This window comes from Pseudarthrobacter sp. PvP090 (assembly GCF_040547365.1).
GTDB lineage: Bacteria > Actinomycetota > Actinomycetes > Actinomycetales > Micrococcaceae > Arthrobacter.
Genome location: NZ_JBEPPO010000008.1, coordinates 122,349 through 135,569 on the forward strand (window position 1 = coordinate 122,349; position 13,221 = coordinate 135,569).

The 13,221-nt window shown below is 68.0% G+C and carries 15 protein-coding genes and 1 pseudogene; 1 reads left to right on the forward strand and 15 read right to left on the reverse strand.

The genetic code is table 11. The features are described 5' to 3' along the window. Nucleotides 1–22: 22 nt before the first annotated feature. From ABIC21_RS11390 to ABIC21_RS11420, 7 genes and pseudogenes are all read right to left on the reverse strand, one after another. The gene (locus ABIC21_RS11390) at nt 23–1,315 is read right to left on the reverse strand and encodes a Y-family DNA polymerase (RefSeq protein WP_354350514.1); all 1,293 of its coding nucleotides are present in this window, start codon (nt 1,313–1,315) and stop codon (nt 23–25) included. After that, the gene (locus ABIC21_RS11395) at nt 1,308–1,739 is read right to left on the reverse strand and encodes a LexA family protein (RefSeq protein ID WP_354350515.1); all 432 of its coding nucleotides are present in this window, start codon (nt 1,737–1,739) and stop codon (nt 1,308–1,310) included. Before ABIC21_RS11395 ends, ABIC21_RS11390 begins: the two co-directional genes overlap by 8 nt. Nucleotides 1,740–3,053: 1,314 nt before the next feature. Then, the gene (locus tag ABIC21_RS11400; RefSeq protein ID WP_354350516.1) at nt 3,054–3,644 is read right to left on the reverse strand and encodes a dihydrofolate reductase family protein; all 591 of its coding nucleotides are present in this window, start codon (nt 3,642–3,644) and stop codon (nt 3,054–3,056) included. Nucleotides 3,645–3,759: 115 nt separating this feature from the next. Continuing rightward, nucleotides 3,760–4,101, reverse strand: coding sequence for a hypothetical protein (locus ABIC21_RS11405; protein WP_354350517.1), 342 nt, complete (start codon nt 4,099–4,101; stop codon nt 3,760–3,762). 80 nt (nt 4,102–4,181) lie between these two features. Then, nucleotides 4,182–4,523: a carboxymuconolactone decarboxylase family protein gene (locus tag ABIC21_RS11410; RefSeq protein ID WP_354350518.1), complete on the reverse strand. Its 342-nt coding sequence runs from the start codon at nt 4,521–4,523 to the stop codon at nt 4,182–4,184. Nucleotides 4,524–4,665: 142 nt separating this feature from the next. Continuing rightward, nucleotides 4,666–5,067: a flavodoxin gene (locus tag ABIC21_RS11415; RefSeq protein ID WP_354350586.1), complete on the reverse strand. Its 402-nt coding sequence runs from the start codon at nt 5,065–5,067 to the stop codon at nt 4,666–4,668. Nucleotides 5,068–5,182: 115 nt separating this feature from the next. Next, nucleotides 5,183–5,953: pseudogene (locus ABIC21_RS11420) on the reverse strand (aldo/keto reductase); the annotation flags it as partial. A gap of 323 nt (nt 5,954–6,276) precedes the next feature. Here ABIC21_RS11420 and ABIC21_RS11425 point away from each other — a divergent pair. Beyond that, nucleotides 6,277–6,567, forward strand: a complete 291-nt coding sequence (locus tag ABIC21_RS11425) for a hypothetical protein (RefSeq protein WP_354350519.1) — start codon at nt 6,277–6,279, stop codon at nt 6,565–6,567. Nucleotides 6,568–6,582: 15 nt separating this feature from the next. Here the strand turns inward: ABIC21_RS11425 and ABIC21_RS11430 are convergent, their stop codons facing one another. From ABIC21_RS11430 to ABIC21_RS11465, 8 genes are read right to left on the reverse strand one after another with little or no spacing between them, the layout of a single operon-like run. Continuing rightward, a complete protein-coding gene (locus ABIC21_RS11430; RefSeq protein ID WP_354350520.1) occupies nt 6,583–7,203 on the reverse strand; it encodes an L-threonylcarbamoyladenylate synthase in 621 nt (206 codons plus the stop codon). A 9-nt stretch (nt 7,204–7,212) separates the two neighbouring features. After that, on the reverse strand, nt 7,213–7,449 hold the full coding sequence (locus ABIC21_RS11435) for a DUF5134 domain-containing protein (protein WP_354350521.1): 237 nt from the start codon (nt 7,447–7,449) through the stop codon (nt 7,213–7,215). Between the two features lie 9 nt (nt 7,450–7,458). Further along, nucleotides 7,459–8,586: an XdhC family protein gene (locus tag ABIC21_RS11440; RefSeq protein ID WP_354350522.1), complete on the reverse strand. Its 1,128-nt coding sequence runs from the start codon at nt 8,584–8,586 to the stop codon at nt 7,459–7,461. After that, complete coding sequence (locus ABIC21_RS11445; protein WP_354350523.1) at nt 8,579–9,412, reverse strand: SRPBCC family protein; 834 nt, start codon at nt 9,410–9,412, stop codon at nt 8,579–8,581. Before ABIC21_RS11445 ends, ABIC21_RS11440 begins: the two co-directional genes overlap by 8 nt. Beyond that, the gene (locus ABIC21_RS11450) at nt 9,412–10,668 is read right to left on the reverse strand and encodes a vWA domain-containing protein (protein WP_354350524.1); all 1,257 of its coding nucleotides are present in this window, start codon (nt 10,666–10,668) and stop codon (nt 9,412–9,414) included. Before ABIC21_RS11450 ends, ABIC21_RS11445 begins: the two co-directional genes overlap by 1 nt. Nucleotides 10,669–10,673: 5 nt before the next feature. Next, entirely contained in the window at nt 10,674–11,597 is a 924-nt protein-coding gene (locus ABIC21_RS11455) for an AAA family ATPase (RefSeq protein ID WP_354350525.1), read from the reverse strand. Next, on the reverse strand, nt 11,594–12,274 hold the full coding sequence (locus tag ABIC21_RS11460) for a nucleotidyltransferase family protein (protein WP_354350526.1): 681 nt from the start codon (nt 12,272–12,274) through the stop codon (nt 11,594–11,596). The genes ABIC21_RS11455 and ABIC21_RS11460 overlap by 4 nt, the downstream gene beginning before the upstream one ends. Continuing rightward, nucleotides 12,258–13,220: an XdhC family protein gene (locus ABIC21_RS11465; protein ID WP_354350527.1), complete on the reverse strand. Its 963-nt coding sequence runs from the start codon at nt 13,218–13,220 to the stop codon at nt 12,258–12,260. Before ABIC21_RS11465 ends, ABIC21_RS11460 begins: the two co-directional genes overlap by 17 nt. Between the last annotated feature and the right edge of the window lies 1 nt (nt 13,221).

Genomic DNA, 13,221 nt, shown 5'->3' on the forward strand with positions numbered 1-13,221 from the left:
CATGGGCGGCTGGCGTGGGCCGTCACGCCGCCTTAACGACCGGGAGCTCGGCCCAGTGGGTGGTGTATCGGCGGGACAGCATGTCGCGTCTCATGCTCCAGTCCGGCCCGCCACGGATCCCGGCGTGGCCGAGCCCGATGGCGCCGCGCCCGTACCGCCGGCTGACCTCCTCCAGTAGCGAGCCTATGCCGCGTTCCTCGTGCGGGTTCTCGAAGATCGCCAGCGGTGCCTGGTTTCCGGTGGGCCGCAGATCGGTGACCATAATCCCCGCGCGGACGTAACGGAGGCCGTCGTCGATCCTGGGGAGCAGGGCGTACGCCGCCCTCGCCAAGAGAACCGGGTCAGAGGTGGGCATCGGCAACGGTACACACACCGAGGGGTACGAGCCGGCCTGCGGGCTGTAGTAGGACGTCGCGGCGAACGCGGTGAGCACCTTAGCCTGCAGTCCGTGTCTGGCCAGCCTGGCACTGGCCTGCTGGGCATAAACGCCAAGGACCTGGCGCAGCCCGGCGGCAGTGGTGATCGGGGTCGAGAAGGATCGGCTGAAGATCAGCTGGTCGCGGCCGGTCCGCTCCTCTTCCAGGGGGATGCAGGCAGTTCCCTGGAGTTCCAGCACGGTCCGCATCAGCACCACGGAGAAGCGGTCGCGGATCGTGACCGGGTCCGCGCGCGCCAGGTCGAGGATGGAATGGATGCCCAGGGCATTTAGCCGTTCGGTCAGTCGCCTCGCGACTCCCCAGAGGTCGACCACGGACAGGCCAGCCATGAGCTTTTCCTGCCGGGCGGCGGGCACGGCGTCCCAATGGCAGACGCCGTTGAACGCTGGGTTGTGTTTGGCCCACTTGTTGGCCAGCTTCGCCAGCGTCTTGGTGCCGGCGATGCCAACGCAGACGGGGACGCCGACGTTCCGACGGACCGCCGCCTTCATGGTGTGGCCCAGCAGGTGAAGCTCCTTCGGCGTGCCGCTGACGCCCAGGAATGCCTCGTCGATGCTGTAGACCTCCAGCCAAGCCGAGTAGCGACCGAGGAGTTCCATTACCCGGGCGCTGATGTCCCCATACAGCTCGTAGTTGCTTGACAGGGCGACGAGCCCCCATTCCTTGGCCCGGGGTGCGAGCTTGAACCAGGGCTCGCCGAGGGCGATCCCGAGTGCCTTGGCCTCGGGGGACCGGGTGACGGCGCAGCCGTCGTTGTTGGAGAGCACGACCAGCGGGCGGCCTTCCAAGGAGGGATCGAAGGCGCGTTCGGCGCTGGCATAGAAGCAGTTCACGTCAACCAGGGCGATGCTGCCCCGGCCGTGCACCGCCTTAGACATGGTGCAGGCATCGGGTCGCGACACCCCAGATGATCAGATCCGACAGGCCCGGGACCCGGATATCCGGATAGCGCGGGTTGTCCGCCTGCAGCACCACACCCGAAGCCGTCAGGCGCAGCCTCTTGATCGTGAGTTCGCCATCGAGGACTGCAACGACGACGGAGCCATCGCGGGGCTCGAGGGCCCGGTTGACGATCAGCTCGTCGCCGTCGCTGATTCCCGCGCCCTCCATGGAGTCGCCGGAGACCCGGACGACGTAGGTGCTGGTGATGTCCTTGATGAGGTGTTCGTTGAGGTCGATGCGGCCGTCAAAGTAGTCCTGGGCCGGGGAAGGGAAGCCGGCCGCGACCGGCACCGGCGAGATCGGGACCGATAGAAGAGAAGTGCCCGCATCTATCACGCGGGGCCCGATGATTACGCCCACAACACACCTTTATTCGAATATATGTTCGATACATCCAGTGTAGCTCCGGGCGCTGACATTGAGCAGACTTTGCGCAACTGGAGGGTCGATGGAGGTGCTGATGCTCATGGAAGCGGGACTGCGGATCTGATGGCCTCATAGGGGGTGGTGCGGAAGAGAGAGGCTCCCCACTCCGGGTTGTGCAGCACAATTCCACTTTCCCGCCGCGCGATCTGAAACGGAGCCGGAAGGGACCCGTCCCAGCCGCGCCTGTTCCTGGTCCATGGGATCCCGGACCACAGGGCGCTGAAGCCGGCATCTCGGAACCCGAGGTGAAGTACTGGCGGCCCAGTTTCTGCGCCGTGCGCAACGAGAGCGGTTTCCCCGTGGATGTGGCCCCAGATGGTGTCCATCTGCACGTCGGCCAAAAAGCGGCGCGAAGGTGGCAGCCGCCAATCCCGCAAAGCCGTGGTCGTCGCGGAGCGACATCAACAGGCCCTAGTCCGCTGCTCCGTGGAGTCCGCTCTGGTCGGACTCTGAAACGAGCGCGGCGAGCTCCGGGGTCTCGGACCGCCACGCTTGATTGTTCGTGCTGGTAATCGGCGAAGGCTCCCAGCCGGGCGATCCTGGCACTCTCGCCGTTTATCAGGTCCAGTCGTGCACTCCTGGTGAGGGCGCGAAAGAGTCTGGCAGTTGCGTCACTTTGTAAAAGCGGTTGATTTCGCTTTTGCTGTACTTACTCACGCGAATTGTCTTCAGGGACGGACTGTTCTCCAAGGCGCGAAGTGTGCCATCCTCGGGGAGCACACCGAAAAGCTGGATATGAGCCAACGCCGGTAACTCCGCCAATGGCGCCAGTGAGCGAACAGTCGTCCGCCTCCCAGACGCGTCCCAACTCGGCAAAGTGCTGAGACTGATCGTCTTCAGACTTTGCACTTGGCTGAGCGGGGCCAGGTCAGAGACCTTCGGCATGTGTGTGATGCTGAGGTACTCGAGGCGGCTCAGTCCCCTTAGCGGTGCCAGATCCGCATCCGGATATGACGCAATTACGAGCGTCCTTAAACTTCCGAAAGCCGATAGGTTGGCCATCGACTCGTATTTGCAGTGCCACAGGCGCAGAGCAGTAACTGCGGCTGGGTCTGGGTGCACCGGAAATGTCCGCGCTTTGTCTCTCATGAATTCGGCGATCACCCTGCAACCGAAGTGGAAAGGACCGAGCAGGGGGCACCTTTTCAAAGTCCCGCAAGGGCGATGCTGCCTTCACCAATTGAACGGGCAGTTCCGGACGATGGGAGCCTTCGTAATGAGGGCCTCGGACCACTGAGCGCCAGCTTTTCAGTGGACTACCCGATAGCGCACATGGGTTACGAGCCGGGTGCCGCTTACCTCCGTCGGCTCAAGCTTGAGGTTCGCGACGCCGTCCAGCAGCCGCTCGCCCGCTCCCAGGACGATGGGCGCGATGTGGAGCCGCAACTCGTCGATCAACCCCGCCGACAGGAACTGGCGGACGGTCTGCGCCCCTCCGGCAATGGCCACGTCTTTGCTGCCGGCGGACGTCCGCGCCTGGGCCAGCGCCGATTCGATCCCCTCGGTCACGAAGTTGAACGTGGTGCCGCCATGCATCTCCAGGGGCTCGCGGTGATGATGGGTGAGAACGAACACGGGTGCTTGATAGGGCGGTTCCTCACCCCACCATCCCCGCCATTCCTCATCCCATGCCCCGGGCCCTGCGAACATGTTCCGTCCCATGATGTAGGCGCCGGCCGCGAGGATGCCTTCGAGCTCGGCTTCGTTGGATTCGGGTTCCTCGAACTGCCACCTGTGCAGGAGCTCTCCGCCTTCGCCCAGGGGGTCGGCCAAGCTTTGGTTCGGGCCGGCGACGAATCCGTCGAGGGAGATGGTCAGATCGCACGTGACTCGGCTCATGCGCCAATCATGTCACCACTCGGCGGTTCAGGTCCGGCTGAACTGGCCGTGGTGGAACTCTGGAAGTCCTGCAGGTTCCGCCGTGCAGGGCGGGTGCGGGCCACCGCACCTTGTGCTACGGCTGGCATGGTCGGGAACGGCCGTTGAATAGCTGGGGGACCCCGAGGGCTTTGAGGCCCTCGAAGCCGAATTCGAGGGCGTTCGCCTTAGTGACCGCCTCGTCAACCGTGCTTTCCACCAACGCCATCCGGACGTCGAGGTCGACTTCCTCGAAGGCGGTCAGGCGGAGCTGCAACAGGCCCTGCTGGACGGTCGGATCGAACTCTCCATCATGTAAGGATTCGTCGCCGTTCCGATCAGCGACCGAGTGCCCCCACACTACGTCGTCGTCGCCAGCATCCGGCAGGCCCGCCTCACGCACCGGGCCAACGCCTTCAGGGACTTCTGCCTCCACCACGGGCCGGCTGGATTAGCCTGAGGAGGCGGCCAAATACGCGCCAGGGGAGCTCGGCAGGCGCGTCAAGGAATTCACACCACCTAGAACCTCGCGTCTAGTTCGGCGGCGGCGAAAACTGCCTTGGCGACGGTGATAGCCGACATCGCTTTGGGCCATCCGGCGTAAAACGCAAGATGGATAATCGCCTCTTTGAGTTCAGTCTCCGTCAGTCCATTGGCCCGCGCCCGGGCAACGTGTCCGTGGAGCTGTTCTGTGCTGCCGCTTGTGATGAGGCTGGCGACGGTGACGAGGCTGCGGTCCCGTGGGGAGAGCTCCTCCCGTTCCCAGATGTCGCCGAAGAGCACGTCGTCCGTGAGTTCGACGAGTTTAGGGGCGAAGTCGCCGATGAGTTGTTGGGCCCTGGTCAGGTGTGAATCGCTCATGTTTATGTCCGTTCGGTGTTGTGCCGGTTCGCAGGTCCGGGCGGCCCGGCGTACTGCCTTGCGGGTTATCCAGTCGGGAGGAGTCCCGTGCTTTTGAGCCAGGACTGGACGTCGGCTCCTGCATCCCGGACTTCCTCGCCTTTCACCGCGAGGCCTTCCCCGATCGTTGCCCCCGGCAGGACTGTCTGTAGTCGCGGGCGGTGGTGCCGAGCCCGCTCATGGCGTGGGTGGTGATCGGATAGACGATTTTGCCGGTGAAGTCGTAGCTTTCGGTGAAGGTGGTCATGATCATCGGTGCCCTGACGTTCCAGATGCCGCTGGCCAGGATCACGGTGTCGTACTGGTCCATGGCGGGAAGGGGGTTGCTGATCGGGATGCGGCGGCCGCTTTGGCCAGGCCCGGCGGTGCCTGGCGATGAAGCCTGATCCGGTGGGGGCATCGTTTCTGTTCCTCTTAGTGTGCGGCCTGCTGTTCCGGCGGCCAGCAGGGCACCGGTCAGGCCGGCGGCTGCCCCGCGAAGGGCGGACCGCCGGGTGACGCTCATGGGATTGGTGGTCAAGACTGTCCGGCGCTTGGTTGTATCGGCGTCCGCCCAGCCAGCTGACCATGGCGGGGTCGCGGTGGTCGAAGAAGAGGCTGGCGCCGGTGTCCAGTGCCGCGATCCGGGTCATCTGCTCGTCTGTAAGGGTGAAGCCGAAGACGTCGAGGTTCTGGGCCATGCGCTCTGGCCGGACGGATTTGGGGATGACGACGACGTCGCGTTGGATGAGCCAGCGCAGCACTACCTGCGCGACGGACCTGCCGTGGGTGTCGGCGATGGCGCTGAGGACCGGATCGGTGAAGAGATTGTTCCTGCCCTCGGCGAACGGACCCCACGATTCGATCTGGACCCCGCGTTCTTTCATGAGTTCCTGGTCGGCGGCGTGCTGGTGGAACGGGTGGGTTTCGATCTGGTTCACCGCAGGGACAGTCTCGTTATGGTCGATGAGGTCCACCAGCCGGTCCGGATGGAAGTTTGAGACACCAATGGCCCGGGCCAGGCCCTCCTTGTTCAGGTCCTGCATCGCGCGCCACTCGCTGTAGTAGTCCCCGAGTGGCTGGTGGATCAGGTAAAGGTCCATGTAGTCGAGTCCAAGCCGGTTCAGTGAATTTTGAAACGAGCCCTTGCTGTCGTCGTAGACGCTGCCCGTGGGTGCGTGCTGGATCCAGAGTTTGGTGGTGATAAAGAGATCCTCGCGTTTGATGCCGCTGGCTTTGAGGGCGGCACCGACGGCCTCTTCGTTTCTGTAGGATGCAGCCGTGTCCAGGTGCCGGTACCCGGCGGCCAAGGCGGCTTCGACGGCGGCCTGCGTCTCCTCTTCAGGGATCTGGAATGCACCAAAGCCGAGAATGGGCATCTCGACGCCGTTGTTGAGCGTGACATTTTTCATGATTTTTCCTTAGCGTTGTTCGCTGGAGATTTGAGCGTGGCTTTGGGAATGGGCTGCCTGATTGTCCTGCTCGGTAACGGGCTCGAGCCACGACGCGATTTGTCCGTCGGCCGCAACTGCCGGGCGGATGGCAGTAGACACAGACATGGTGTCCTTTCGAAAAAGGAAAACGGACTGTTTCGGCCGCGTCTCCGGCCCCTTATCCCTCCGAGGAGTTAGCTTCGTCACGTGTCGGTCATTCCTCGAAAATCCGGGCGCGGCGGGCCTCATACTTGGAATGACCCCGGCGGACATGTCCCCACCGCCAGGTATGAGGAGGGTCCATGAAAACCTTGAGTATTTTGCAGCGCACCGTGAAAAGCACCGTCACGAACGAGTACTTTCCGTCGGCGGCGGTGCTGGCCGGCGTGGTCCTGTTCTGGGGCATCGGGCTCTTCGGCGGGCTGTCCCTGCTGAGCAACCACCAGACGCTGCTGACCACGCTCAGCTGGTTGCTGTTCGTTTACGCCGCGGCCGTGCTCACGCCCCTGGCGGGACTGGTGGCGGCGGTGGACCTGTCGCGCCGCTGGCTGCGGAACCGGGCGACCGGCGCACCGTCAGCCGAGTCCGCGTAGGGGCCCCCGGAGCGCCTATTCGAACCGGGACGGGTCGCCCATGCCGCGCCGGACGACTTCGGCCACGCCGCTGGAATAGTCGATCACGGTGGTCGGCTCCGCGCCGCAGTCCCCGGAGTCAATCACGGCGTCCACCACGTGTTCGAGGCGTTCCTTGATTTCCCAGCCCTGGGTCAGCGGCTCTTCCTCGTCCGGCAGCAGCAGCGTGCTGGAGAGCAGCGGCTCGCCCAGTTCGGCCAGCAACGCCTGGACCACCAGGTTGTCCGGGATGCGCACACCGACCGTTTTCTTCTTCGGATGCAGCAGCCGCTTGGGAACCTCTTTGGTGGCCGGCAGGATAAACGTGTAGCTCCCGGGCGTGACGGCCTTGATGCTGCGGAACACATCGTTGTCGATCTGCACGAACTGGCCCAGCTGGGCGAAGTCCTTGCAGACCAGGGTGAAGTGGTGCTTGGCGTCGAGGTGGCGGATGGCCCTGATCCGGTCGAGGGCCTCCTTGTTCCCGATCTGCGCGCCAAGCGCGTAGCAGGAGTCGGTGGGGTAGGCGATCAGCCCGCCGGAACGGACAATTTCCACCGCCTGGCTGATGGAGCGCGGCTGCGGGTTTTCGGGGTGCACATCGAAGTATCTCGCCATGGGACGAGCTTACGCCCGACGGCGGCCCGGCATGCCCGCGGCTGAAGGACCCGCCAGCGTGGCACCCGCGCTGTGCACGTCCATGGCCGCCAGCATGTAGGCCATGGCGGCCAGCATCGCGGCGTGGAGTGATGAGCCGACCCTGGTGGCCGGCGGCGACTTACGGCCGGCGCGGAACGCAACGTACAGCGATGCTGCCAGCAGCAGTGCCGTCAGCGCCCAACGCAGGACATCGTTTCCAATCACGCTGCCCGGTCAACGCTGCTCGTCGTGGTGGATCCGTTCGTCGAGTTGCCGGAGTGGCTCCCCGCTGCCGCGCCACTGTTTGGCAATGAACTCCGCGGCGATGGACACCGCTGTCTCCTCCGGCGTCCGGGCGCCCAGGTCGAGGCCCACCGGGCTGTGCAGCCGCGCCAGCGACTCCTCGCCCAGGCCGGCCTGGCGCAGTCTGGCGATCCGGTCCGCGTGGGTCCGGCGCGACCCCATGGCGCCGATGAAGGCGATCGGCGGGCCGCGCAGTGCAACGTCCAGCAGAGGGATGTCGAACTTGGGATCGTGTGTGAGGACGCACATCACGGTGCGTTCATCCACCAGGCCTTTGTCCAGCTGCTCGGCCAAGTAGCGATGGGGCCAGGCGTTGACTACCTCGGCCGCGTCGGGGAAGCGTGCGGGGGTTGCGAAGATGGCCCGGGCATCACACACCGTGACGCGGTAGCCCAGGAAGGTGCCCAGCCGGGCCAGCGCGGAGGCGAAGTCGATCGCGCCGAAGACCAGCATCCGCGGCGGCGGGGCGTAGCTCGAGAAGAAGATCCGCATGCCGGTGTCCAGCCGCTCCCCGTCGGGGCCGTAGCTCAGGACGCCGGACCGGCCGGCGGCCAGCAGGCCCCGGGTGTCATCGCCCACGGCCTGGTTGGCCCGCGCGGACCCGAGGTCGCCCTCGAAGCCGTCCGGCCGCACCACCAGGTGCCGGCCCAGCCAGCTGGTGTCGGGGTGCTCGATCACCGTGGCGACCCCCACGCGCCGCTCCCCGGCGATGTCCCGGCTGACGGCGTCGAGCTCCGGGAAGCTGTGCCGTGACACCGGTTCGACGAAGATGTCGATGATGCCGCCGCAGGTCAGGCCGACGGCGAACGCGTCGTCGTCGCTGATCCCGTAGCGCACCAGGACGGGAGTACTGTCCTCCTTGACCCGGGTGGCCAGCTCGTACACGGCACCCTCGACGCAGCCGCCGGAGACCGAGCCGACCGCTTCGCCGTCGGCGGTGACGAGCATGGACGCGCCGGGGAGCCGCGGGGCTGACTTGAAGGTGCTCACCACGGTGGCCAGGCCGGCGGTGTCACCCTGCTCCCAGCCCGGCATCATGGCTGCCAGGACATCACGCACGGTCGATCTTCAGCCTTCCGATCGCCCGGACAAGCCGGAATGCGGAGCACCGGCCTGCCCAGTAGGAGACACACGCCACCACCGCGACGAGTGCCAGGACCTTCCCCGGGCTGGACAGCTGCTCCGCCGCCATCCCCTTCGCCAGGCTGAGGGCGTCCAGGCTGCCGGCGGGCGCAGGCGCCGTGGCAGTCGCAGGCACCTTCGAAGGCGCCGCGGGAACGGCGCCCGCCGGCAGGCCGGGAAGTTCCGCCGCCGGTGCCGGGGCCGTCGCCGCGGCGACCTTGGCCGCGGCGGCCGCCGCCTCCGCCTCAGCGTCGAGCCCGGCCGCGGGCACGGGCTCCGGCAGGCCTCCCGCTTCTGCCGTTCCGGTGGCGCCGGGCGCGGTGATCATGCCCTGCAGGTTGCTGGCGAACAGGGCCATCATCTGTTCGGTGACACTGCCAATGACGCCCTTGCCCATCGCGGCGGCCTTGCCGGACAGCGACAGATCGGCATTGACGGTGCCACGGGTGGGGCCGCCGGCCTCCTCCGACAGCTGCAGGGTCACCGTGGCCTCGGCGGTGCCCTGGCCGCGGGTTTCCTGGGCCTTGCCGCCGAGCACCGCGCGGTGCTCGGCGGCGTTGCGCTCGATCACGTTGAGCAGCCCTTTGTACTGCATGTTCACCGGGCCCAGCTTCACGGTCATGCCAACCTGGTAGGCGTCGTCGGAAAGCTTGTTCAGGATCTGAGCGCCGGGGACGCAGCCGGCCACACGTTCGAAGTCCATGATGGTGTCCCAGACGGTATTGATCGGTGCGACGACCGAGAATGTGCTGTTGATCTGCATTAGTTCCCTCTTCCCTTGAGTGATGACTGGCCGTCGCCGCGTATTGCGGCCGCCACCTCTGCCAAAGCCGTGTAGCTGTGTCCGCTGACAAAAGCGTCGCAGTACGGCAGGGCCGCTGCCATGCCGCCCGCCAGTGGCTGGTAGTGCGGGGCGGCCTTGCGCGGATTGACCCAGATGATGCGGTGCGCCAGGCGCCGGAGCCGCGCCATCTGGGCCGCCACCTGTCCGGGGTCCTCCTGCGCCCAGCCGTCCGAGAAGATCACCACCACCGCGCCCCGGGCCAGGCCCCGGCGGCCATGTTCGTCGACGAAGTGCCGGATGCTGTCGGCGATCCGGGTGCCGCCGGCCCAGTCCGGCGCGGCCCCGGCGGCTCGGGCCAGGGCCGCGTCCGGATCGCGCAGCGCCAGTTGCCGGGTCAGGCGCGTCAGCCGGGTCGAAAACACGAAAGCCTCGGCGCCGGCCGTTGCCACGGCGCCCTGGAGGAGCGAGACGAAGATCCGCGAATACGGCTCCATGGAGCCGGAGACGTCGCACAGCATCACCAGCTTGCGGCGCTGCTCCCGGCGCCGGGCATACAACAGCCGCGTGGTGTCGGTGCCCGAGCGCCGGGCCGCGCGGACCGTGGCGCGGACGTCCAGCCGGGCGCTGCTGTGGGCGGACTTGCGGGTGCGGCGGCTCAGGCGGGTGGGGGTGGCGAGCAGCAGCCGGGACGCCAGCCGCCGGATTTGCAGGACTTCCGCCTCGGTGAGCTGCGCGAAGGACATCCCGTGCAGCCGTTCCTCGGTAGAGGCCATGGCCAGCACGGCTTCCCGTTCCGGGGCGTTGGAGTCCCCGCCGTCCGGTCCCGGGGTGGCAACCGCCGGCGCCGTCTGCCGTGGGCCCGTTCCCTGTCCGGGGGCTCGGTCCCCGGCCGGGGAGGGCCGGGTGCGTGCCTGCTCGGGGCTGCCGTGCGGGGACGGGCGCGGGGTGCTGCGGTGCGCGGAGGGGTCGAAGCCGCCGCGGAAGACCGCGGCGAACACTGAGTCGAACGCCGGCAGCTGTCCGCGCGCGGACACCAGCACCACGCGGGACGCCCAGTAAAGCCGCTCGACGTCGGTGGGCGGGACCAGGCGGAGGGCCTCGGCCAGCCGGACGGCCCGGTCGGGCGAGCACGTCAGCCCGGCCCGGCGCAGGGCGGTGACGAACGCCGCGGAGAGAGTGGCTGCCTCCACCGTGGGGGGTGCGGCGGCCGTGTCCCGGGTGTCCCGGGTGGTCACCGGGCTCACCCGCCCGTGCCGGCCACGAGCCAGTCGGCCCCGCGGGCGCCGACCAGCTCCAGGTCATCGCGGTTCTTGACGATCGAGCCGAGCGTCCGGTCCGCCGTCGTGGCGTCGATGTGGTCGATGCCCAGCACGGCCAGGGCGGACACCCAGTCGATGGCCTCGGAGATCCCCGGCGGTTTGGCGAGGTCCAGGGTGCGCAGTTTGGTGATCACCGCGGCGGCCTGGAGCGCCAGCGGGCCGCTGCTGGCGGGCACGCGGCGGCGCACGATTTCCGCGATCCGTTCCGGGCCGGGGTAGTCGATCCAGTGGTACAGGCAGCGCCGGGTCAGGGCATCGTGCAGGTCCCGCGTCCGGTTGGAGGTCAGGATGACGATCGGGGGGTGCGTGGCCCGGATGGTGCCCAGCTCCGGGATGGTGACCGCGGCCTCGGCGAGGAGTTCGAAGGTGAAGGCCTCGAACTCGGCGTCGGCCCGGTCGATCTCGTCCAGCAGGAGGACCGCGGGGCGCGGGCCGGGATGTTCGATCGCCTGCAGCAGCGGCCGGCGCAGCAGGTACTCGGGGCCGAAGAGGTCCGTCTCGGTGACGGCGGCGTCCCGGACTTCCGCCAGCCGGATCCCGAGCAGCTGCCGCTGGTGGTTCCACTCATAGAGGGCCTCGCCGGCGTCGATCCCCTCGTAGCACTGCAGCCGGTACAGGGGCGTGTCCAGCAGCTCGGCCAGGGCCTTCGCCGCCTCGGTCTTGCCGACGCCCGCCTCGCCCTCCAGCAGGATGGGCTGCGGCAGCCGGACGGCCAGGAACAGCGCCGTGGCCAGCCCGACGTCGGCCAGGTAGTCCTTGCCGTCCAGCGCCTCCATGAGTGAGGCGACGTCGGGAACCCTGCGCCGGACATCCTCTTCCGCCCCGGTGCGCGCCGCGGTGTTCACAGCGCGCCTTCCAGCCCGGCCAGGACCCGGCGGTAGTCCTCTTCCGTGTCAACGTCCAGCGGAACCGGGCCCGGAACGGGGAGTTCGACGACGTCGCCCGCCCGCTGCTCCAGCAGCTTCCAGACGGCCTTGTCGCCGTGCAGGGCAGCCAGCTCCGGGAGCATCCGCCGGGTGAACGCCAGGGGGTGGCCGACGCCGTCGTCGTACCGGCAGACGGCGATGCCGGGGGCGCCAATGCCGTTGCCCGGCTTTGAAGTGCCCGGCTTTGAAGTGACCGGACTGCCGGTGAACAGGAGTTCCAGCAGGGCCCGTGCGGAGGCGGCCCGGACGCCCGGCTGGTCCCCGAGCAGCAGGACGACGGCGTCCGTGTCCGGGCGGAGCGCGGCGATGCCGGCCGCGATCGAGGAGGAACAGCCGTCGCCGAAGTCCGGGTTGAGCACGATCTCGCAGCCGGTGGTGTCGACCGTGCGCTGCACCTCCGCGGCGCCACCTCCCAGGGCCAGCACGGTCTGATCGAAGCCGCAGTCCCGGGCGGTTGCCAGCACGGCGTCGAGGAGGACCCCGTGGCCGTAGGGGAGCAGCTGCTTGGGCCGGCCCAGACGCCGTGACGCCCCGGCCGCCAGGATCAGCCCCGCCGTCCGGTGCGCGGGGGCCGGGCGTTCAGAGGGTGAGGGCATAACGCTCCGGATCTTTGCGGAAGGCCGCACGGCAGCCGGGCGAGCAGAAGTACACGGTGACTCCGTTGTACTCGAGCTGCAGCGAGGACTCCGCGGCGGCAACGGTCATCCCGCACACGGGGTCGATGGCCGTCGCCGGCGAGTCCGCCGCAGCCGTCTCGGCCCGGTCAGGGGACACCCGGCCGGGGGACACCGTGGCCGGCGCAGCCGGGGCGGCGGGCCGGGACCTGGACCGCTCCTGGATGAGCTGGGCCAGGATCGAGAGCGCAATCTCGCCGGGGGTACGGGCGCCCAGGTGCAGCCCGGCGGGGGTAAAGACCCGGTCGCGCTGGGCCTGGTCGACGTCGAGGGATTCCAGCACCGCGGCTCCCCGCGTCCCGCTGGCCACAAGCGCGACATAGGGCACTCCGGCGTGCAGGGCCGCCTCGAGGGCGACCTCCTCCGCTTTGCCGTGCGAGGCCACGATCAGTGCCGCGTCGTCGGCCCGCGGCGCCGCTGACTCCCCGTCGGTGAGTTCCACGGCCAGGCCCACGCCGGAGCCGAGCGTCTCCAGGGCTTGGGCCACGGGCGTGGTGCCGACCACGACGACCCGGGGCGGCGGGATGTGCGGCTGGAGGAAGATCTCGATCGCGCCGCCGCTCAGGCACGGGTTGGAGACCTCGACAGCGCCTTCGCCGGCGGTGCGGGACGGCTCGCCCGGGACCACGCGCAGCAGCAGGGGTTCCTGCGAGGCGAGGACCTGCTGGCTGTACTCCCGGACCGAGGACTCGACGCAGTTTCCGCCGACGAAACCCTGGATCTCCCCACTGGGAAGCACCAGGGCGGTGTCCCCGGCGTGGGCGCTAGTGGGATGCTGGGCGCGCACCACCGTGGCGTGCACGAACGGCTCACGGCGGGAGGCAAGGTCGTTCGCCCGGGCCGTGAGGGAGTCTGCTGTCGGGGTCATG